Here is a 22,660-nt window from a genome sequence, read left to right on the forward strand (position 1 = left end):
AAAAAGAGAAATTGTGTTTTAAATTCCAAGAAATAGTTGTCTCGTTCTTATCGTTGTGTTTCTCGACCTTTTGTGGAGTTCTTGTTTACCTGAAGTTGATTAAGTCTGGCATCGACTAAAGGCTTAACTTTAGAAACAAAGTGTTCCACTTCAACTGATTTAATTCCATGAGTCTGTATCTCCTCCAAACTCGACGCTATAGGCAATGGTGTATAGCTACCTCCCTCATATCTCACCCTCATTTTGGGAATCTTTGCTTCAGTGGAACCATTGTCATACAGTGTCAGTTCGGATTTGCCTCGATCCCAAACAGCTGTGTTCGATTTACCCACAGCGATCGCCCCCGTAGCAGTGGGTTTACCCTCCAAATAAAGGAAACTGTGGACAATAGGAGCGATCGCCTCTGTACGCTGTGCTTGTAACAACTGAGCTTGATTATACTCCTGTTGTAAAGCTACTGTTGGCGGTACAGGAACTACACTGCTTTGCAGAGTTTCTAGCACTACTTGCTGGTTATCCTGTGCTGCTGGGTATTGTTCTTCTTGTTGTGCGAAAGCAGACTCCATTAACTGCTTTTGACCATCTAAGTTTGTTTGTATATCTTGTGCTTCCAATTCTACTGTTGAACTAGTAGCAGGAATAGACCACAATGTTTCATGTAATTTAGGCATCGATTCCAAGCGTTCCAAATAAGTATTCGGTTTTCCTGAAGCTTGAAGTAGTTCGCCGCACCGTTCAATCAACTGTTGGTAAACTTCTGGTTTCACGGTATCGGGTTTAATAAAAAAGACTTCATAACCCCGTTGAGTTTCTGACCAAACTAAAGCTTCGTCAGGCGAATGAAGCCATTCTACTCCCTGTGCAGAAAGCCAATTTGAAGTGTTCTCACTCAATCGTTTGTCTACTGACAATCCTAAAGCAGGTTGTTCTGACAAACTTCCATTGGTGGAAAACCACTCATGGTCTTCTTTAGTAAACAACAACGTTGGTAATTGAGTTAATTTTGTGCGAAATCCACGAGAAATTTCGAGAAGTTCGGAAGAAATTTGTGATTTCTGTTCGGTTTGAATTAGCTTTGTCCAAGTCTCTGGATATTCTACACTCTCTGGAGCAACAGTAATAGTTGCAGTGGTGGAATTACTTGTTAAGAAAGCATTTTGAAACGTTTGTCCCTCAACTAACAAACCAGCTTTTGAGAGAGCTTCTTTGCTTTCTTTTTGGGTCAGTATACCCACAACTTTTCCATCTATTAGAATAGCAGGTTCGGGCGATCGTTCTTTGAACCCCACAGTCACGGTAGCTGTTTGGTTATGGAATGAGCTTGACCAGAAAGACTTTCCTAGTTTATTGATGCGAAAAGAATTACCGATAGCAGTAGTGGCAATAACGTGCGAACCAAAGCCTTTTCCTCGACTATTCAGTGTAACATCAATAGTTTTTCCATCTACCAAACGACCCGCTTTTTCTAGGATATTGATGCTCGCTTTATCCAATTCACCCAACACTTGATTACCCACTTTAATTACTGGGATTGGTTCAGGTTTAACAAAACTAATTGTCACTGATGCCTGTTCACCCCGAAAAGCTCTTTGGGCAAAGCTATGTTGTTGAGCTTTACCGATTTGAATTGCTGTGTTAATTCTCGGATGATTTAATTGAACTTGAATTGTGTGACCTGGGTCAGGATTAACAGTGGCTAGTGCTTTTGTTCCTATGGGTAAATGGGCACTTCTCGACTCTATGGGAGCAAATTCTTTTTCTTCAATAAACACTAAGGGACGATTGTAACGAGGATGTTCTGCTGGTAAATCCTGACGTACTTGGATTTGTACTGGTAACAAATCATCCTGGTTCCATTCTCTACCAAAATGTTGATTAGACTCGGCAGCATTAATTCCGGTGACGGTAAGTTTTGTAAATTGAAGCTGTTCTAATTGTTCAATTACTTGTTCGGGAAAAGCAGCAAAGGAGAAGTTGGATATTTTATATTCTTGACTAGAGTTGGTTTCTGATTGCTCTTTTGACTTTTCTTCAAAACCTCTGCTTGTCCCTAAATGCCAACAGGCAGATGCCATTGCCAGTTTTTGCTCTTCAGGAATACTACTGTTAAATTCGCTCAGGAAATCATAAGCGAATTTAAACATCAACTTTACCTGTCTTTGTGATAAAGGTGATGCTACTTCAACTGATACATTTTTAGTAATCAATCCCTCGCCCGAATGAATTTTTTTAATAGCTTCCTCTTGTAAAACTGACTTCAGTGTTTGCCGTGAATGTTCGCATAAAGTTCCCAAGGGCAGAAACTTTGAGCTACCATCTTCATTACTTTGTCCTTCCACTTCTGCTAACACTTTCCACCGATGACTTTTTTGATGAAAGCCTTTTTTGTTTTCAACTAACTTGATATTTAAATGCTCTCCTCGTTCTCCTATTTTTTTTAAATCTCCATTTTCTCCAAATAAGGCTGGGTGCTTGTACTGAGTTAAGTTACTAACTTCTATTGCCATACCTTTTTGAGTGAGTACTTTTAAAACTGGCCCTTTTTCGGTTTTTAAGCGTTGGTTTTGAATTGAAGCAGCGTTAAATAGTTCATCGAACTTGACTTTAGTAGCCTCAGCTTGTTTGAGTTGTTCTTCTGTATAACTGGGGGGAAATAGGTCGCGAAACTGTACTGTTGGACGTGATTCTAACGGATTGGCTTCATAAATTTCATTAACTTGCTGAATTATTAGTTCTCTTGGACTTAAACCATTAGTAGAAATTCCTGTTTCTAAAAAAACGTCATGTTGTTTTTTGTCTTTAATGTATTCAACATTTCGATGTAGCAGTCGAGAATTTTCTTTAACTACATCCAAATCGGGAGCGCGATTACTTTTGAAAATATCCACTGCTATCTGGTTTTGATATCCCGCTTCACTTACCATTTCGTGATACATTTGTCGATTCAGTAGCAGCGCTCTTTCAATAAGTTCTGGAGTTAATTCTCTTTGATTAGCTATCTGAGCAAACTTTGGATATTTACTGGCTATTTCTGTACCAATTGTGTCACCATCAAAGTCTCTTCCTTGGCGTTCTGATTCGGTTTCTGCTGGCACAATTTCATCAGTTTCAATACCTTGCGAACGCAAGGCTTCTATTCTTTGGGCAATCCGTTCTCTGGTTTCGTCATTGACTACTACCACTCCTACGAGAGGTTTTCCATTGGGGTCTAGTGCGTCGGCGACGTATTTATTTTTGTTAATGCACATCCCGTTGGAATTGAGATATGGTGAGCGAAAGTTTAAGATTTCTTCGCCTTCGGGAAATCTCATATCGCAGATTTCACCACTGATTAATTCTTTACTCGGTATAATCATGGCCCGATTAAATTTTATACTTTTTCCTAAAGCTAAATCTCGCCATTGATTTTGCATGAAACGTTCTAGTTCGTCTACTACTTTTTGGGATGATAGTAATTGACAGTGACCCTCTAGGTCGGCTTTAATTAGACGATACATCATTGGGTCTTGTTGTTCGGCTGTTTCTGATTCTGAAGTATCGTTTTCTTCTCCGTTTTCTTCGATTTTCAGTTGTCGGTTTTTTTGGAATTTTTCGTAGGCTTCACAGTAGCGTTGTGCTACTTTTCTGGGATCTTTTTGAATGTTCGCTAATAATAGTGCTTCTGTTTCGATTTGACGCAGAAAGTCTTTTATGCCAAATGGCGCACAATCCAGTGTTTGAGAAATTGCTACTAAGGAAGACTGGGAACGGTCTTTTTCACCTATGAATATCCTTTGGTTGCTGTATAGTCCTGGTCGAATTGGGTGATTTTTTTTGTCTCCTCCTTTGAATGATGATGTGGGTATGATTAGATCTATTTTGCTGTTGATTTCTGGTTTAATGGGTAGTGAGTTCAGGTTTAATGGTGCTACTGTTCCTTTGCCAAACCGACCAGATAATTCTCCTTCTAAACATCATAGTCTATGTTGAATTACATTCGATACTGTTTCACTCAGTTCTGTTGCTAGTTCTGGTGAGATTTTCCCATGACAGTCTCCTACTAATCGCCATGCTATGTTGTTAGGAAGTATCTCTCCGTTTTCCCCTGTTATATCGTCTACAATTAAAATATTCACCTGCTGGTTTACAGCATTTTGGCAAGCGCCGATAAAGATGCTACCATAAGCACCCCGGTCTTTTCTGTCTGGACAAATGGCTTCTATTTTTTCTAAATATTTTGCAGGTCCATAAACTAATCGACCTCCGCTAGATAGTAGTAAGATGTGGTTTTCTGGATGATTATATAAGTCTTCGGGCGCACTATTTTCATCTATATGACCGAAGGAAAAGTCGTTTGTTGCTTCAGGGAAAAATGCTTCTAGTAGGGTATTTTCCAGTTCTTCTGTTAAAATCCCACTGGGGTCTGATGGATTTTCTATCCATTGGTTTAATCTGGTATCGAAGTGTTTAAATACTAGTGTCATGGCGGTAAGTACTATGATGAATTCTGATTTTTTGTCTCCGTTTGAGCGGGAGTTTGCTTTGGATGCAAATCTAGATGAGGATTATGTTGAGGGTTTGGTTATTCAGGGTTATTCTTATGACCAAATCCTTAGACAAGCCGAAGCTCTCCTTAATCGCATTCCCTTGGATGAGTTGCCTTTAGATATGGATGCTGAAGATTATTACGACTATCTCACTGGTGGTTATGATTCCTTGGAAAATGATGAGGAAATGGAACCAGAATTAGTTGAATATGTCTATCTCGACCCCAATGCTCCAGATGATTTTTAACTTTGAAAGCGGCCTGTAAAGGTCGCTTTATTTTTAATCTTTTACTACAGAAATGGCTCTGGCAAATCATTAGTATCAGCAACAACGCTATGCGCTCATTGCAGAATCAATACCAAAGCCATATCTGTATGGGAAAATAGCATCAAATAATGAGATCGGCAAACGAAGCTACCTCTGGTGCAGCAAGTTTGATGATCTGTCCTTCTTTATAAGGAACTCTATCAATTATTTGAAACTCGCAAGGGCAACCTCTTTGTTCTACTAAAGTATCTAAGTCGCTGTTACCATAAACCTCAAATTCCTCCCCATTTGGATCTTGGATTAAGTAACGCCACCGCAGTCGCTCAAAAGTAGTACTTTTCCCTGTTTTCTTCAATACTTTGTAAATCAAACTATCCTCTAAATCGCGCAAAGGAACAGTAGGATGTGGCACCGATGCTAACAATTTAGGAATAGGCGCACCTACCCCTTTTTTAATCCCTATTTTCCGTTCTTTTTCCGGTAAACGCAAATCTTCGTTATAAGCAGATGAACGAGATAAATCAATCCGCAACTCAATATCTCCGATGAGAATATCCTGATACCCTTCATAGCCAGTTTCGTATTTGATGAATTTAAAACCTTCGATTGCTTGAAATTGAGTATCAAAAATCCCAGCCTTACTGTCATCATCGAGGTAGACAGTTAAAGTATTGCTGTAATATCTCTGTTCCCCTTCTTCAGTAGTCGCTCCATTAATGCGAATTAAGGCACATTCATCCGGTAAAATTGACAAGCTTGTTTCGATCGCCTTCAACTGAGCAACGGTAATATATACCGCTTCACCAGTTAAATCTATCTTACTTGTTACGTGCTGATTTCGCTTAAATTGTTCGGCAATTTGCTGCAAATTAATTGACTTTTTGGACGAACTAATCATTGTGACTCCTTTAGATGCGAGCAGTTAGGTTTTTACCTAATCAGCTAATAGTGCATTTGAGTTACTGGAAAAACTGCTTTCTTTATCCCAATATTCGCGCCATACCTACAGGTGAGCATCTAACTGAAGAAAGTAACTTTAGCTAGTAGGAAAAGTGCCGATTTAATAGTCAAGGTAGAGTTCATCTCTATCTTTTGTTAGAAACGCTAACACTTATACTTTAATTAAGTTACTTACCAAAGGAACAAGGTTTTTTTTGGTGAAAATGGCATAAATAAAAGAGTGAAATTGTATTCAATGCTGTTACAAACACTATGCCTCGCAGGTCAAGCTCAAAAAATAAGGCGGAGAGCAAAACAATGTCGGAAATTCAAGTTGGCGATCGCATCAATAACCAAGCAAGTTTAGAAGCTCATACTAATCAGCCGGAAGTTGTCGCACCCGCAGTAGGAAAAGAAAAAATTGTCGTACATATCAGCGGTGGTGAAATTGGTGGAATCGGAAAATCAACGGTAGGAAAAACCATCGTTTATTACTATCAAAAGAAAGAACAACAAGTGATTGTGGTAGATTGCGATCGCACCAATCCCGATGTATGGAATATGTACCAAAAAAATGAAGTAGAAGCAGCGCACCGCTTAGAATTAAGCGATAATACCGATCGCGAAGATGCAGCAGATGAAATTTTGAACTGGGCAGCTGCTAAACAATTACCAGTTTTAGTTAATCTCCCTGCTCAAGCAGATACAAATATCCGTGCTTGGCTCGATCGTACTGTTTTACCGCTCATACAACTACCTGAAGAAGAGAAGGATGTGGAAATTCAAATCAACTATTGGTTTGTCACAAATGGATTTAAAGAAAGTATCGATTTATTTTTAAATTCTTTGTGGCATTATGGAGGACATATTCAACATATTTTAGTGCGAAATTTAGGCATAGCCAGCAATTGGGAAAATCTTGATAATGACCTTAATTTGACACATCTTACTCAGAAGATTATTCGTTTACCATTAGCTACAAAAAATCAGGCAATTATCGAAAAACCGGAAATTGCTAAAAAAGATAGAAGTATCAAAGATGTAGATGAAACTGGTCATAAAATTTTACCAATTATTCAAATGGAATTTCCTCGACTAGCCAAGAGAGAACGTGATAAATTAAACGCAGAAGGTATTTCATTTAGGGAAGCTTTATCGGCTAGCACAAACGGCAACGGCAGAAAAGTTTGGCCTGTATGGGAACGAAGCCGACTGTATAATTTTATCACAGATGCAGTAACTGTATTTGCAGAAACGGGAGTCCTGCCATGACCCAATCTGTAAAAAAACCGGAAGATTTTCCATTACTCAAGCGATTGTTAAAAGATAAATCAGAAGATTTTCAACAAAAGGTTTGGGATTATGTAGCTTTAACCGATCTGCAACCTGACGATCCGGGAATAATTTTTCCCATTTTATTGGGACAGTTGCAATTACTACTCTCTGAAACTCCTGACACCTTAGAACGTATGTTCAAAGACGGTTCTGCTGAATTAAAACAATCGTTGGAGTTATCCGAACGGGTACTAATTGCACGGCAAAAAAAGGCGATCGCAGATGCAGCTTTAGCCGTTATTCGAGAAGCACGCTCCGAAGCCAAGAAGAAGGAAGGCTTACAACCCTGGAGTACTATAGCCCTTGCATCTGGTTGCCTTGCTGGAATATTGGGGTTAGGGTTCTTATAAGTGAGATCGCTTTCCTCTGATATAAACTCAGATTTTGAGAGGGCGATCCTCTTTTTTCTAGCGAACAGTAAATAAATTATAGTACAATTATACTAAATTCGTACCAACTGAGGAAATAGTATGAGAAGATTGTCAATTAGCTATGATTTAAGAAATCGTAACCGAGATTACCAAAAGCTTCACAGCATTTTGAGTCAACTAGGTGCTAAACGGTCTTTATTGTCTAAGTGGGAACTCAGGTGCAACTATAGTGCTGCTGAATTGCTAGACAAACTAAAGCGGTACATAGATACTGATGATTGCGTCGTTGTTGATGAAATTGTTGACTCTGTTAGTTTTAATGCCAAGACCGATAGTTACTGGGAAGGTTTTGGCGAAGTGCAACCAAACTTTGTTAAAAAGTTTTATTAATCACATCGCCAAATCATAATAGTCTTGTCATTACTCCCACTAACTAGCGTTTTTCCATCAGGGCTAAAAGCAACAGAAAAAACTGCATCTGAATGCCCTGTCAGGGTGCAAATTTCTTCTCCCCTATCAAGCCTCCAAATTATTATAGTTTTGTCTCTACTGGCGCTAGCTAGAATCTGCCCATTTGGACTAAAAGCAACCGAAAGAACCGAGTCTGAATGCCCTGTCAGCGTATAAATTTCTTTACCAGTCCTCAATTGCCAAAGCTTAATGGTGTGATCTTCATGACTCCCGCCACTGGCTAAAGTCTGCCCATCTGGGCTGAAGACAACAGAATGCACCCAGCCTGAATGCCCTACTAAAGTGCGAATTAACTCACCACTGGCTAGATCCCACAGTTGGATAGTTTTGTCATCGCTGCTGCTTGCTAAAATCCGATCGTCCGGGCTAATAGCGACAGAATTAACTGTGTTAGAATGTCCAGTCAAAGTCCTAATTTCTCGACCTGTTCCTAACTGCCACAACTTGATAGTTCCGTCACCACTACCACTAGCTAGAGTCTGTCCATTCCTGCTAATGGCAACAGACTGAACTAACTGAGTATGGCCTATGAAATTGCGAACTTGCTTGCCGTTGCTAAGTTGCCACAGCTTAATGGTTTTGTCCGAACTCCCACTAACTAGAGTTTCTTCATCTGGGCTGAAGAAAACTGTGTTAACTCCGGCAAACCAGCCTTCATGACCTACTAGGGTTTTGAGTTCATCTCCGGTATCCAGTTGCCAAATTTTAATAGTTTTGTCATTACTGCCACTGGCTACCATCTTCCCGGAAGGACTAATAGCTACAGATGCAACGCCCCGTGAATGACCCGTAAGAGTAAGTAGACATCTCCAGTTTTGGATTTTAGGTTGTAAAGTAAGGGTGGGAATAGCTGGCACGGCTGGGGTTTTAAGCTCACGCTGCCAAATATTAATGGTCGCATCCTCACAACCACTAGCAAGAGTTTGTCCGTCTAAGCTAAAAGCAACTGAATGAACAGATTTTGAATGCCCTTTAAGGGTGCGGAGTTCCTTACCTGTTTCGACATCCCAAACCTTCACGGTTTTATCTCTGCTACCAGTGGCGAAAGTCTTACCATCAGGATTGAAAGCAACACAAAAAACCCAGTCTGAATGACCTCTTATGGTATGAATTTTTCTGCTTGTTTTGGCATCCCAAACAGCAATACTTTTATCCCTACTAGCACTAACAATAGTTTGACCATCTGGACTAAAAGCAACTGATTCAACTGAGTCTGTATGCCCACTGATTGTGTAAATTTCCTTGCCTGTTTTAACATCCCAGAATTTAATATCCTTGTCGCTACTACCACTAGCGAGAACCTTACCGTCAGGAGCAAAGCAAATTGATTGAACCATGCCTGAATGCCCTGTAAGAGTAATAATTTGTTTACCTGTCTGTACCTTCCAAATTTTAATAGTATTATCTGCACTACCACTAGCAAGAATCTGTCCATCTGGGCTAAAAGCAATCGATTTAATTATGTTTGAATGTCCAATCGCAAAAGTACTGATAGCAGAAATAAATTGACCCCAGTCTGATTTTCCCAGCGACAAAGCACCAATAGTTCGTATCTCGTTGCCTGTTTGCCAATTCCAAAGTTTGATAGTTTGAAGCCCGCCAGTGTCAGTAGCAAGTATCTGCCCATCTGGGCTAAAAGCAAGCGTACAAACCCAGCTATCGTGTTGCCTGATACTACAAATTTCCTTTCCCGTCTCGATATCCCAAATCTTAATAGCGTCCTTTGTACCTCCGCCGCCACTGGCAAGAGTCTTACCATCAGGATTGAAAGCAACGGAATTTACTTCGCATAAATGTCCTCTAAGAGTGTGTACACATCTCCACATCTCAGTTGAGGGTTCTAATTCCGATTTTGTAAAAGCTTGTTTGGGTAGAGATTTTGATATTTGTCGTGGTGCTGGTTTTGGTGAAACAGATAATTCATTAATTAACTCTGACATATTGAGATCTGAGTTCTCATCAGTAATCAGAGATGCCAAGTCAAAGTTAGGATCGTCTGTATTATTGCCAGATTTAGGCTTTACTTTGGATGGTAATGGTGATGGCGGTACTTGTATCTGTTGTTGTTGTGGCGCTACTATTTGCGGCTGTGATTTAAGATCTGTTTGAATTTTGCTGTTTGTTCCTAGTGCAAATTCTTGAGTCCAGGCGGGGAAATCTTCTCCAGTTTGTCGCCCGTAAATCCTAACTTTTGTAATGGATTGAGTGCCCAAGCTCATCATTCCTTTACGAACAAAGGCAATCATAGCCTGTTCTTCTGGAACTTGTTCTGATTCCAGCATTACTTGCAAGCAACCATCTTTGAGCGCAGCTTTGACTGTGATTCCCTTGGGTTGTAGCTGGCGGTTCATCAGGGTGGCGATCGCTCTCGGATTGCCCTGTTTGGCAAGTTCCAGAAGATTTGGCTGAGTCATAGCAGCAGAGGCGAAGATCTGTAATTACTCGATAAAGATATTTTACATCTTTTTGTCACAAGAACAGAGGATCACATTGAAAAAGCATTAGCTTTTATCGAAAAGTCATGGAAGAAATTCACTGGAGAAATTCATGAATTCCACTTTTTTCGAGTAGAAAAGTTACTTTATGCTTCTTTCACCGATGGTTTCCAACGCTGGGAGCAATTACTCGCTAACAAAATGGGTTTAGCGATTCGCCCTTTTACCGCACAAGAAATGTGGTTGCATTTGTGGTCGAGATTCAACGACACTCCACCACCCCCAATTCCTCAATTATTAGTTTTAGACGAAAACGGCTTGAGAGAAAATCAATATTCAGATGTACATCCCACAACTTTATTAATGGAATCTGAATCTTCTGTTCCCGTTGCCGATCGCCGTTGGACGCATATCAAAAATAAATACATAGGAGCTTTAACCTTTCAAGATAAACCAGGAGGTTGGACAGATAAATATGCTCAAATGTCCTATTTATGGAAGGTATTGGCACGCGATGAAGTGTATGACACAGAAATTTATTGTCAGTTAATGAGAGCTAACGATGGGTTAGTAAAAAGCAATATGCAGCGCATTACCAAACAGTCTACAGTTAGCGCTGAACTGGCTACTGAAAAAAGTTCTGTTGATGTCGGTTCGTTATTAAAAATTGAAGATGCTGTTGCGGCTCAAGCTGAACTCTATCGCGGTGCAGTTGGCATTCATACTGCTGTTGTTTTCCTAGTTTACCGTCCGAGTCGGGAAAAATTAGACGAAGCGTGTCGTCACTTGCAATCTTTATTTCTTCGCCCAGCTTGGGTGATTAGAGAAACCGAATATCCTTGGAAAATTTGGTTGCAAACCTTTCCAATATGTTGGGAGCGTTTGATGACTACACCTTTCAATCGCCGCCGACTTTATCTTAACAGCGAAGTTCTGGGATTAATGCCTTTAGTCCGCACCCGAAGTGGCGATAAAACTGGGTTTGAATTAATAGCAGGAGAGGGAGGAACGCCTGTTTTTATCGACTTATACGATCGGCACAAAAATTTAGGTCTGTTCGGTACGACTCGCTCCGGTAAATCGGTGATGGCAGCAGGTATTTTAACCCAAGCTTTAGCACGGGGAATGCCAGTAGTAGCAATGGATTATCCCAAACCAGATGGTAGCAGTACGTTCACAGACTATACTCGGTTTATGGGTGAAGATGGCGCTTATTTCGATATTGGAAAAGAGTCTTCAAATTTATTTGAATTACCGGATTTAAGCACTCTATCGCCACAACTTCAAAAAGAGCGATTTGAAGATTATAAGGATTTTTTAACTTCTGCATTGATGGCAATGGTGATAGGTGGAAAACGTACTAGTGGCATGAGAGATACTGCCATTCTGGACACTGTGCGAGCGATTTTAACTTTAGCTTTGGATGCTTTCTTTAGCGACTGGCAAATTCGCGATCGCTACGCCACCGCATTCACTCACGGTTTTGGTTCGGAAGAATGGCAACAGATGCCGACTTTAAACGATTTTCTGAGCTACTGTTCTACCGAACGGCTGCGCTTGGATTCGCTCACTGGCGATATTCCAGCGGCGCTGCAATTAATCAAACTGCGCTTGCGGTTTTGGCTGACTTCGCGGGTTGGTAGAGCGATCGCGCTTCCTTCGACTTTTAGAAGTAATGCAAGGTTGCTTGTTTTCGCCCTGAGAAACCTTTCCAACGATGAAGATGCTGCCATTCTTTCTTTAAGTGCTTATTCGGCAGCTTTACGACGTGCTTTAGCATCAACAGCGAGTATTTTCTTCATTGATGAATCGCCAATTTTGTTTGAGTATGACAGCATCGCCGCTTTAGTTGGAAGATTATGTGCTAACGGAGCTAAATCGGGTATTCGTGTTATTTTATCTGCACAAGATCCTGATACGATCGCTACTTCTCCCAGTGGTGCAAAAATATTTCAAAACTTGTCCACTCGACTAATTGGAAGAATTCAACCAACAGCAGCAGATAGCTTTGTAAATATTCTCAAATATCCACCTGAAATTATTTACAAAAATTCCACCGAAAGTTTTTTTCCCCGCCGCAGCGGAATGTATTCACAATGGTTGTTAGATGATAACGGCATTTACACATACTGCCGCTATTATCCATCTGCTGAGTTATTAGCCGCAGTTGCTAACAATCCTGAAGAACAGGCGGCGCGTGCAATCGCTTTCCAAAAACATAGCGATAAATTCATCGCCATTAAAGAGTTCAGCAAACAACTTATCACTTTAAGTAAGAGTGCTTGAAATTGAAAATCAAGAAGGAGTCAATATGAAACTCAACAAACACTCCAAAAAATCCGCTATCATTTCAGGTTTAGCTGTGATGCTTTTGATTACTTATACTGCTCCTAGTCGTGCTGTTACTACACCGATGGGTAGGGGAGACTTTTTTAATGGTTTGTTAAACCAGTTTCTTCAGTATTTTGAAGAAGCTCAACGGTATATTAGCCAAGTCATAAATGACAAAATTCAACCCTTAGAAGACTCTATTAATGCGGATTTGCAAAATGCACTTGGGCAAGCTAAAGGCGTTTTAGGAATACCCGATCCTATAGCAACTCGAAAAACTGTCGAAGAAACTTTATCAAATTCTGCTGAACCGATTAATTCTCAAGAAAGAGCAACCAACGAGATCGATCGCCAAATTACCAGAGCAACTGCATCTGCAACGCTCAGTCAACAAGGACAGCAACGAACTCAAGAACAACTGCAAATTACCAAACAAGCAGTAGAAACGGTGCAGCAGCAAGCACAAATCGCTCAATCAGATGTTGTTACCCAAAATGTAATGAAACGGATAGCTGCCCAAAATGCAGAAATCAGCGGTGTTCTTGGTTCTATGCGGCAGGATATGGCACAAAATGCCCAACGTCAAGAACTAGCTAATGTCAACTTAACAAATATTTCTCGTGCTATCGACGGTCAAAACCAAGCCGCAGATAGCGATCGCGTTAGCACAGGTTTTGGCAACTTACGTATTTTTTCACGAGCCAGATTGTTCTAACTTGTTTTAGGTGGACTCAAGATGGAAATGTTATCCCAAAGTTTTTTATGGAAAAAGTCGCTATTATTTGGGGCTGTGCAAGATCAAGCTTCTCAAATTATCAATCAGTCTGCACAAGGTTCTCAATTTATCAGCGAATCGCTCGATCGACTTTGGGATGACGTACTGGGTGGTGGCTTATACACTGCCCTCGCCAATCTCGGTATTTTGTTCGCCGTTGGTACTTTACTAATCTTCATAGTCCAGTGGGCTAAAGATTTGATTGATGGGGAAGAAATTCGCAGTTTCGCCGAATTAATTTGGCCGATTTTAGTTATTTGTTTGCTAGCCAATAATGCCTCGCTTTTATCAGATGCTACGAAAGGTATGCGGTCATTAATCAATCAAGTTAATCAAACAATCTTAACTCAAACAGCCTCTAGCATCAGCCTACAAGAAGCCTATCAAAAGGTGATGTTAGAAATCGGTTCCGAAGATTTAGCGCGTGGTATTTTAGCTCAATGTGCTAGTAAAGCCGACCCAATCCAACAGCAAGATTGCGTGAATAATGCCATAGAACAAGCTAAAGCTTCTGCTCCACCTAACCCTTCACAGTCTTACCAAAACTTTTTAGATTCTCTCAATCCCTTACAGCAAGGACAAAACTTAGTTAATACTTTGCAATCAGGTATTCAAAATACACTTGTTATGTCAGCTAGAGGATTATTAATTGCTTTTGGTATGGCTTTTCAATGGTTGGTTGAAATCACTTGGTTACTAACAGCTTTACTTGGCCCTTTAGCAGTTGGTGGAACTCTACTTCCAGTTGGACAAAGAGCTATTTTTGCCTGGTTGATTGGCTTTTATTCAGTTGGATTAATCAAACTGTCTTTAAATATCGTAACGGGATTGGTCGCTACTTTAGTTGTAAATGCAGGAGACAATGACCCCATGATTTTTGCTTTTGCTGTTGGTTTATTAGCACCAATATTATCACTAGCGTTGGCAGCAGGTGCAGGAAAAGCTGTTTTTGATGCCCTACAAACTGTGATTCGGCATGGTTTACTTGCAGGCGGTAAAGATGTACGCCGGGGAGCAAATGCCGTTGGGCGAGTTACTAGCTTTGTATTCTCTCGGATACTGGGTCGCTAAAACATATTTGTTGAATTTCCCATTTTTTGCTTTTTGAATTGTTTATGGCTCCTCTACAAACTCCTAACACCGAAGAATCAGCGACAACCAAACGTTTGCGTTTTCTAGAAAGACAAGAGAAGCGCTTTACAACAAGCGATACTCTAGCACTTTTTGCTGTTGTCACGCTGGGATTACATATTATCAATCTTTTAGGAGTAATTCTCCTTTACGGTGCTTATTCCAGTTTGGCTCGAAAAGCTCCGCCAACTTTAGTGCAATTAGAAACAGGTAAAACTATAGCAGTAGCCCCCCTTGGCTCTAAAGAAAGAACCCCAAAAGTTATTAGCCAATTTGTCGCCGATATCTTTACATTAATGATGAATTGGTCGGGAACTTTACCAGCTACTACTGTAGAAGAAGCTGCCAATCCCAAACCTGACCCAGGTATCAAAATAGATAACAGAAATCGCGTTACCACAGCAGCATGGCAAGCCAGCTTCGCTTTGTCTGAAGATTTTCGGAAAGAATTTCTTACTAAGCTAGCTCAAATTACTCCGTCTGGAGTCTTTAACCGCTCAGTTCAAGTTACTTTAGTCCCTCTGGAAATTCAACCGCCTACTCAAATTGCATCAGGAAAGTGGAAAGTCAAAATGGTGGCAAACTTGATGGTAATGGACAAAACCAGCAATTTAGGGGATGTAATTCCGTTTAATAAAGAGATTTACGTTCAAGCTGTGGAAGCGCCCAAAGCCCCAACTGAAACATTATCAGAATTGGCTTCTAAAGTTTATTCTGTGCGCCAAAGTGGGCTAGAAATTTATGCAATTCGCGATTTAACTAAGGAGAATTTATAATGGCTAACACCGAAGATTATTCTCAATTTATAGATTTCGATCCTGATAATTTACCAGCAAGTGAAAGCAATTCGATCGAATCTTTATCTCAATCATCAACTAGAAATATAAATGAAGATGAAATTACCTCTATTTGGGATCGAAAAAAACTAGCGGAATTAGTAAATTTTGAAGAGGATACTGAACTCAGTCCCGCTAAAAAATCAGACTCGCCTGAAGCAAATCTCAGCGAACCAGATAACATTATTTCTCGCCATGAATTATTCGAGTCGAATTCAGATTCAGATGAGCCAAATCATTCTAAAACTGAGCGAACTTTTTCTAACAGCCCTTGGACTAAGGGTGGTTTGGTTGGTATGGGTGCAATGGTGGTTTTTGTGAGTGCTGGGCTATTTCTCAATAACGTTTTCAATCGAGGGAAAGTCACTCAAACGTCATCGACTCCAACTCCGACTCCAACGTTTACTCCTGCACCGACACCAACGGAAAATGAGACAGGAAAACTTAAAACGGAGATTGCTCTTGGGACACAAGCCGAACAATTAGCGGCTCTAAATCGTGCTAAAAGTCCTTCTAATCCAACTGCCACAAGAAACCCAAGTTTAACTTCAACAGCAACAAATACTTCTCCAAATCAAACCCCAACTCGTAGTGCCTATCCTGTCTATCGCCCACCAGCAAATAACCAGACTTCTTCCCCTCCCAGAGTCATCGTCAGAGAAGTGGTGAAAAGAGTTCCGGTTCCCGTACAGCAGCCAGCTTCAGTTCGCTCGGCACCCGTTGCACTTGTTCGACCTAGACAAGAGATTGTGCGATCGACTCCGCCCCTGCGTTCCGCACCATCACCAACACTAAAACCTACTTCAACTGCAACACAGGCATTGCCGCCGCCCGATCCACTTGCACAATGGCAAGCATTGGCTCGCGTTGGTAGTTACGGACAGGCTGATGTTCCTGAGAATGGCACTCAAGAAGTTGCTGCTGTACCTGTTCCCGGACAGTCGGCAGAATTAGCTATGCCAAGACCAACTGGCATTCCTACAGCACAAGTAACTGCTTATTCTTCTACTGGAAGCTCACCAAATGCACCGGAGCGTAGTTCGTTCGCTCTCCCTCAAGCTGTTCCAGTTATTGCCAACCCACCTGCGCCTTATACTAACCAAGGTAATGGTAGCGATCTAGCGGCTGAAGAAAATTTGTTACTAAATGGTTCCCCATCAGCAATAGCTCAATCTCAACCAAATTTAGAAGCAAACAACTCCGAAGAAAACTTGCCACTAAATGATTCTCGAATCACTCAATCACAATCAAATTTAGTTGCAACTAACCCAGGTATGCCAGCGGTAGATGCTGAAGAAGATGTACTCTTGGGCAGAGTGCCACAGCAATCCATTAACTCATTGCCCGTTAATTCTCCCGTCCTTAGCGGTCAATATCTGCAAGTGGGAACCAGCGCCAACGGTAAATTAATTACACCAGTTCTCAATCCTTCTGGTGCCACTACTGCCAATGCTAATAAGTACGCTAATAAGCCTTCTAACCCCAATACGCAAAGGTTTGCAGTTCAGCTAACATCTCCTCTGTGCAATGCTTACGAACAACCGCTTCTTAATTCTGGGACTTTGATTATATTTACCATTTCAAATGTAGCGTCAAATGGATGGGTTGAAGCGATCGCTGAATCAGTTGTATTTCCTGATGGAAGAGAGTACCGTTTACCGCCTGGAGTTGTCAGTATTCGGGGCGCAGGTGGCGAACCTTTAATTGCTAAAAAATGGGACGACAAAGGCTCAGAAATTTTATCGCAAGATGCTAATGCTTTCCTTTTTGGTGCGCTTAGTAATGTGGGTAGAGTATTAAATCAACCGCGAAGCGAATCTTACGAATACAATTCTGGTTTTGGTTTTGGTGGAAGCCGTAGCCAAATTAATCGAGGCACGCCTAATGTTTTGGGAGCAGTATTAGAAGGTGGTTTTTCACCTGTTTTGTCTTCCATTATGCAACGAAATGCGATCGCTATGCAAGAAATCCGCCAACGCCCCAATATTTGGTATGTAAAAGCCGGACAAAATGTAGAAATTTTTGTCAATCAATCTTTTCAGTTTTGAGTTAACTGTTCTAGTTGAGAATAATACTATGAAATCAAGCTTGTTAAAGTTCACTTCCCTGTTACTAGCACCTAGTTTCGTTCTGGAAGTTTTTGCTGCTTTTCCTCAAACAGCATTGGCTCAAGAACGGCAACAATTTACAGCTTTGCGTCGCATCGATCGACAAGAAGCGATGGGAGCCAAAGCTAAACCTCCAACCCTTGCTTTAGTACCAGGTTATGGACTCAATATTAGTTTTATTCCCACCGGGGAAACTATCGAAAAAATTTGGTTGGATAACCCACAATATGCAACTTTAGATGTAGATGGTTGTTTAGAAGATCTGCCTCGCAGTCGTCAGTGCGATCGTCCTGGCGCACAAATCGTACATTTGCGCCGCATTCGCGATCTCAGATTCCCTGGACTTTACCCAACAACAAGTACTTTACTAACTGTTGTTACTAACTCTGGTCAACAGCGAAATGTTTATACCTTTCGATTAATAAAAGGACAAGGAAATCCCAATTATAATACAGTTGAAGTTGTGCCAACTTCTAGCTATTCCAATAACATTACGCTATCCAATAACATCAGCCAAAATAATTCTTCGATAGGATACGATACGATCGCAACAGGCGTACAAGTTGCATTGGCGCAAGGAATTTTACAACCCCGTTCCCGACTTTGGTATCGCATTGATAATTTTTTACTACGGCTGAAAGCAGGTACACCTTTGCAGACAGCAGCAACACTTTCTGGATTATCTGACAAAGTAGTGTTGCGCTTACACAATTTAAGCATCAGTAATGGCGTTAATAGTAGACCACAAATAGCACCAACATCAGTACCTAACTATCAAAATTCTAGGTATCCAACACCAGGAATTTCCAGAGGAGCCGATTGAATATGTTAGTAACTTTTTTACTAAAGGTGTTCCATAGTAAGGAATTTAAACGGTTTGGTCAAGGATGCTTGGGATTTATTTTCGCTTTCGTATTAAGCGGACTTTTCTTAACTTCTACGCAGGCTCAACTTCCAATTAATAACCAACCAGTAGCAGCAATTCCAACCACAACCTTTAAACATGCAGCGATTCCCGATTGGAGCCAAATTAATTTTAGTTCCTTACCTGGAGCTTTATCTAATGGAGGTTTTACTGTACCCTCAGATATCGTTTCTCAATTAGGATTCGACCCATCACGTAGTTGGATAGCAGGTCAAAAGCCAGAAACTTTTTTAAAGCTGGGTGATTTTGAGTCAGCTTTTTATCTTCAAAAATTCAATTTGGCGGCGATCGCTCAACTGGTTGGTTTAGATTTTTCCCATTTGAAATTAGCTGATTTAGGAACGATGAAATTCCAAACTATTACTAGTTTGATCGACGCTATCCCAACTTTAAAAGATGCAAAAATTGCGAAAGTATTACCCATTAATGACCTATTATCTGCTTCTCTTCCGCAAGGATTCAATTCAAATCAAACCATCGGTCAACTTTTGCAACAATCTCCCATTTTAGGCGAACTTTCTCTTGAGGATATTCCGCTAGAAGCTTATCCTTTATTTGATTCAATTCCTGAATTACCAAATACTGCCCTTGGTTCATTTAAAGATTGGGAAAGAGTTTTGATTAAAGAAGTACCAGGATTAAGTAACGTTCCTTTCAGTCAATTTCCTAACTCCATTCAAGCGGTAGGTTCTACTGTGGGTTTAGTTGATGTTGCTTTTGGAACAGCAGAACAAGAGCAAAATCGCACGATTTCAGGAAGCGATCGCCAAGGTTTTAGTGTAAAGTGCGATCGCGACTGTGCCCACATCGAATTAGCTGGCGATGAGACAGTTTTGGGGAAGCAATGGATATCGGGTAAGTACCAACAAGTCAAAGGCGGACATGGTGTACTAGCGCGGGTTAACAACGGTAAAGAACCTACCGGACGACACCCATTTGGCAATGCTTTCAAAGTGGCGATTTGGGAAGTTAAGGAAACAACTGGCGAAGCTTCTCTTGCACTCTTTTTTCGTATGTGCATGAAGTTTTTGGGCTGTACTCCATATTTTATTGGCCCTATTCCTTGGCTCACTTATCAAGAAAAAATGCCAATTTTCTTGGGATTAATTGAACCAAGTGCTAGCAATAGCGTATCCACTTCCACAGGTGCTACACCACCACAACTTGAATCAACTGCTAACAATTCGCGTTATCAGCAAAAAGATAGCTTTCAAATTCCTAGCGCAACGAGCCGAAATTTAGGATTTCTTACTAAAAAAATCGTGGATTGCAAAGTTACCCATAACGGTGTCGTTTTAGATGCGTTATCTAACGCTATCAGTTCTTCCGAAGGTGATTATACTTCTGTAGGTTCTTTCAGTTGCGATCGCGCCGGAAATTGTGGACGCGGTTTGGGAAGTAAGCAGTTTATGTCAAATCGTTCGGATGTGCGATCGCTAATTTCTGCTAAACCAGGTGGAACTGAATTTTTATCCCGTTTAGATAGCGGTCAATCTATCACTTCAGATGAACTATTGCAATACTTCAATCCTCAAGAACAAGAAGATTTATTTCGCTCTGATGCAACAATTTTAGTCGCTCGCGCCGCCAACACTATCGATCCTCAAACCGGACAATCTTTTACAGGTTCGAGGTTAATCGAACGAGTAGGTCAGATGCACTTCGGCGGTGATTCAATTCCCATAGATGCTCGATCTAGCGATGTTTTTGGCCAATTAACTGTTAAATCCTACGGTCAGAAAACAAGAGCTAATTACGAACAAGCTTTGCGCTCAATGGGTTGTCAGTAATTTTTTCAATTTACATGAGAATGTGATGATGAAAATCAAATTTTTGACTAAATATCGCTTTGCTTTGGCAATTCTAGCCAGCTTGATAGTAATTATTGCTTTTGGTTGGGGTTTCCTGACTAAAACGCAAGTAACAAAAGCCACATCATTGACCTGGCGACCTGCAAGACAAGTTGTTGAATCTGCTTTATTACAAAAAGTTTTAACAGAGAACTTTCAACTCGTCAATAGTGAGAATTTCCCGGATGTAAATCAAGTTAAAGTAGTTACTTTAGCAGCGGAAAATAAATATTTCGTATTTGATTTCCATACTCTCAAGGTATGCGGTACTGCTGGCTGTTTATATAGTGCTTACACAACTGATGGTCAAAACATTTTAAGCTTAATGCTTAATCCCCAATTACCTAAAGGATTTAGTTTGTTAGTTCAAAGTGCCGAAAAAAGAAACGGTTATCCCTGTTTAGATGTATTTCAACAAAATTCTAACGAGTTAGTTAGTAGCAGTCACTTTTGTTTGAATTCAGGACAATTAGTGTTATTAAATCAGTCTCTTAAGGAAATTGAATTATGAAGATTAACGCTACAGTTTTGGCTCAATCGAACAATTCTAATCTCTACAAATCAACTACAGCCCAACAATTAATTCACCAACTTCAATCTCCCAGTGGGTTGATGTTATTAGGATGTCTTGGTTTTGCGATCGCCTTACAATTACTCAATGGAGTTGGTAAGAAAGGCAAACTTGCTACTGGCTACTGGGGAAGTGGAAAAGAGAAAACCCGTGCTGCTAAGGTTGCCAAAAAACAGATGCGAACAGTAACGCGCAATAACGTTGCTCTCTATATTGGCACACCAAATCTAATGAGAAAAAAGCTGCGTCAAGAATGGGAAACTGCTGGACTAATTCAAAAGTTAAATTGGAGGCAGCAAACAATGCAAACATTCGCCGCGACACCGACTTTATATGTACCAGATGCCCAAAGGGGGATTTGTGCTATAGGTGCAGCGGGTTCGGGAAAAACCTTCAGCGTGATTGACCCTTTGATTCGTTCGGCACTCGATCAAGGTTTCCCCGTCTGCCTCTACGATTTTAAATATCCGGCGCAAACTAAACGGGCTGTAGCTTATGCGATGAAGCGAGGTTATACCGTTAGAGTTTTTGCACCTGGTTTTTCCGAAAGCGAAATTTGCAATCCTCTTGATTTGATTAAAGATGAGGAGGATGCGATCGCCGCAGGTCAGTTATCAATGGTTTTAAACAAAAATTTTGATGAAAGTGGCGGAACTGCTTCTAGCGATAAGTTTTTTGAGGATGCGGGAGATGCGTTAATCGAAGGCATTTTATTAGTAACTAAAGCTATTAAAACTTTGACGGGTACAGATGAATACTGTGATTTAATGATGGCACAAGCTATTTTAAGTTTGCCTAGTTTAGCTTTGAGATTAGAAGAAGCTTCTAAAACTCAACTAAAAGTTTGGACTTCTCGCCCGCTTTCTCAATTAATCAGCGTTAAAGATTCGGAAAAAACTGTTTCTGGTATTGTTGGTACTGCCCAACGAATCTTTCAAAGATTTCTGAAGAAAGATTTTGTCGGGGCTTTCTGCGGTCAAACTACCTTACCTCTAGATATTGATGGAAAACAGTTAGTAATTTTCGGATTAGACCGCAACAATCGGGATATTGTTGGTCCACTATTAGCCGCAATTCTTCACATGGTTGTCAACCGGAATGTTTCACGTACTACCCCACGCCAAGACCCATTAATAGTAGCATTAGATGAATTGCCTACTCTTTATTTACCTGCTTTAGTTAATTGGCTTAATGAGAATAGAGAGGACGGCTTTTGTGGAATTTTGGGTTATCAAAATGTTAGTCAGCTTGAAAAAGCTTATGGGAGAGAGTTAGCTAGAGCGATCGTTGGTGGTACAGCAACTAAATTTATTTTTAACCCCCAAGACCCTGAATCATCTAAACTTTTTGCTGATTATTTAGGGGAAATGGAAATTCAATTTAAGTCTAAAAATCGTAGTGCTGGTAAGGGTGGAGGTTCGAGGAGTATCAATGAAAATATTCAGAAACGGCATTTATTAGAACCTGCCCAATTTGCCAAAATGAAAACCGGGAAAGCGGTTATTATTAACCCGGCTTACACTCGTGGCGATGAAGCTTACGTTCCTCTGTTTCAATCTGTTAAAGTTCCCAAAGACGATATTAATGAAATGCAATGGTCTGAAGATAAATGGAACTTTGTTCAGCAAAAATTGCAGCGAAGAACTTTGACAATTAGCGAAGAAGAACGACGAGAACAATTTAACGTTCGTCGCACTTTAGCGGAGCAGCTTTTTCCGCTTCCAGACAAAGAAGAAAGCAATATTAATCCCGAAGCGAATGACTTAGCAGACATATTTTAAGCAGAAA

17 protein-coding genes are annotated in these 22,660 nt (G+C 40.6%); 13 read left to right on the forward strand and 4 right to left on the reverse strand.

What is annotated here, in order from left to right:
• Positions 1 to 47: 47 nt before the first annotated feature.
• Both IQ264_RS07580 and IQ264_RS07585 read right to left on the reverse strand, forming a co-directional pair.
• A complete protein-coding gene (locus IQ264_RS07580) occupies positions 48 to 3,500 on the reverse strand; it encodes a hypothetical protein (RefSeq protein WP_193980156.1) in 3,453 nt (1,150 codons plus the stop codon).
• A gap of 453 nt (positions 3,501 to 3,953) precedes the next feature.
• Positions 3,954 to 4,463: a hypothetical protein gene (locus IQ264_RS07585; protein ID WP_193980157.1), complete on the reverse strand. Its 510-nt coding sequence runs from the start codon at positions 4,461 to 4,463 to the stop codon at positions 3,954 to 3,956.
• A 13-nt stretch (positions 4,464 to 4,476) separates the two neighbouring features.
• Here IQ264_RS07585 and IQ264_RS07590 point away from each other — a divergent pair, with 13 nt between their 5' ends.
• Entirely contained in the window at positions 4,477 to 4,773 is a 297-nt protein-coding gene (locus tag IQ264_RS07590; protein WP_193980158.1) for a hypothetical protein, read from the forward strand.
• Between the two features lie 142 nt (positions 4,774 to 4,915).
• Here IQ264_RS07590 and IQ264_RS07595 read toward each other — a convergent pair whose 3' ends face one another.
• A complete protein-coding gene (locus tag IQ264_RS07595; RefSeq protein WP_073595194.1) occupies positions 4,916 to 5,692 on the reverse strand; it encodes a hypothetical protein in 777 nt (258 codons plus the stop codon).
• Between the two features lie 359 nt (positions 5,693 to 6,051).
• Here IQ264_RS07595 and IQ264_RS07600 point away from each other — a divergent pair, with 359 nt between their 5' ends.
• From IQ264_RS07600 to IQ264_RS07610, 3 genes are all read left to right on the forward strand, one after another.
• A complete protein-coding gene (locus IQ264_RS07600) occupies positions 6,052 to 7,005 on the forward strand; it encodes a hypothetical protein (protein ID WP_073595195.1) in 954 nt (317 codons plus the stop codon).
• Positions 7,002 to 7,418, forward strand: coding sequence for a DUF6753 family protein (locus IQ264_RS07605; RefSeq protein ID WP_193980159.1), 417 nt, complete (start codon positions 7,002 to 7,004; stop codon positions 7,416 to 7,418). Before IQ264_RS07600 ends, IQ264_RS07605 begins: the two co-directional genes overlap by 4 nt.
• Before the next feature lie 120 nt (positions 7,419 to 7,538).
• Complete coding sequence (locus IQ264_RS07610; RefSeq protein WP_193980160.1) at positions 7,539 to 7,829, forward strand: hypothetical protein; 291 nt, start codon at positions 7,539 to 7,541, stop codon at positions 7,827 to 7,829.
• On the opposite strand, the gene IQ264_RS07615 is transcribed toward IQ264_RS07610, so the two are convergent.
• Positions 7,826 to 10,324, reverse strand: a complete 2,499-nt coding sequence (locus IQ264_RS07615; protein WP_228061354.1) for a WD40 repeat domain-containing protein — start codon at positions 10,322 to 10,324, stop codon at positions 7,826 to 7,828. The two genes, IQ264_RS07610 and IQ264_RS07615, sit on opposite strands and share 4 nt — an antisense overlap.
• A gap of 222 nt (positions 10,325 to 10,546) precedes the next feature.
• On the opposite strand from IQ264_RS07615, the gene IQ264_RS07620 reads away from it, so the two are divergent.
• From IQ264_RS07620 to IQ264_RS07660, 9 genes are read left to right on the forward strand one after another with little or no spacing between them, the layout of a single operon-like run.
• Complete coding sequence (locus IQ264_RS07620) at positions 10,547 to 12,631, forward strand: hypothetical protein (RefSeq protein WP_228061355.1); 2,085 nt, start codon at positions 10,547 to 10,549, stop codon at positions 12,629 to 12,631.
• Positions 12,632 to 12,656: 25 nt separating this feature from the next.
• Complete coding sequence (locus tag IQ264_RS07625) at positions 12,657 to 13,391, forward strand: hypothetical protein (protein ID WP_193980161.1); 735 nt, start codon at positions 12,657 to 12,659, stop codon at positions 13,389 to 13,391.
• A gap of 21 nt (positions 13,392 to 13,412) precedes the next feature.
• Entirely contained in the window at positions 13,413 to 14,522 is a 1,110-nt protein-coding gene (locus IQ264_RS07630; protein WP_193980162.1) for a hypothetical protein, read from the forward strand.
• A gap of 44 nt (positions 14,523 to 14,566) precedes the next feature.
• On the forward strand, positions 14,567 to 15,358 hold the full coding sequence (locus IQ264_RS07635) for a hypothetical protein (protein WP_073595205.1): 792 nt from the start codon (positions 14,567 to 14,569) through the stop codon (positions 15,356 to 15,358).
• Positions 15,358 to 17,466 (forward strand): TrbI/VirB10 family protein, encoded by a 2,109-nt coding sequence (locus tag IQ264_RS07640; RefSeq protein WP_193980163.1) that lies wholly within the window; start codon positions 15,358 to 15,360, stop codon positions 17,464 to 17,466. Before IQ264_RS07635 ends, IQ264_RS07640 begins: the two co-directional genes overlap by 1 nt.
• A 28-nt stretch (positions 17,467 to 17,494) precedes the next feature.
• Positions 17,495 to 18,349, forward strand: coding sequence for a hypothetical protein (locus IQ264_RS07645; protein ID WP_193980164.1), 855 nt, complete (start codon positions 17,495 to 17,497; stop codon positions 18,347 to 18,349).
• Positions 18,350 to 18,351: 2 nt separating this feature from the next.
• A complete protein-coding gene (locus IQ264_RS07650; protein WP_228061356.1) occupies positions 18,352 to 20,241 on the forward strand; it encodes a hypothetical protein in 1,890 nt (629 codons plus the stop codon).
• A gap of 25 nt (positions 20,242 to 20,266) precedes the next feature.
• The gene (locus IQ264_RS07655) at positions 20,267 to 20,812 is read left to right on the forward strand and encodes a hypothetical protein (RefSeq protein WP_193980165.1); all 546 of its coding nucleotides are present in this window, start codon (positions 20,267 to 20,269) and stop codon (positions 20,810 to 20,812) included.
• Positions 20,809 to 22,653, forward strand: coding sequence for a type IV secretory system conjugative DNA transfer family protein (locus tag IQ264_RS07660; RefSeq protein WP_193980166.1), 1,845 nt, complete (start codon positions 20,809 to 20,811; stop codon positions 22,651 to 22,653). The genes IQ264_RS07655 and IQ264_RS07660 overlap by 4 nt, the downstream gene beginning before the upstream one ends.
• The last annotated feature ends 7 nt before the right edge of the window (positions 22,654 to 22,660 follow it).

The sequence above is a fragment of the [Phormidium] sp. LEGE 05292 genome (assembly GCF_015207735.1).
Taxonomy (GTDB): Bacteria; Cyanobacteriota; Cyanobacteriia; order Cyanobacteriales; family Aerosakkonemataceae; genus Floridanema.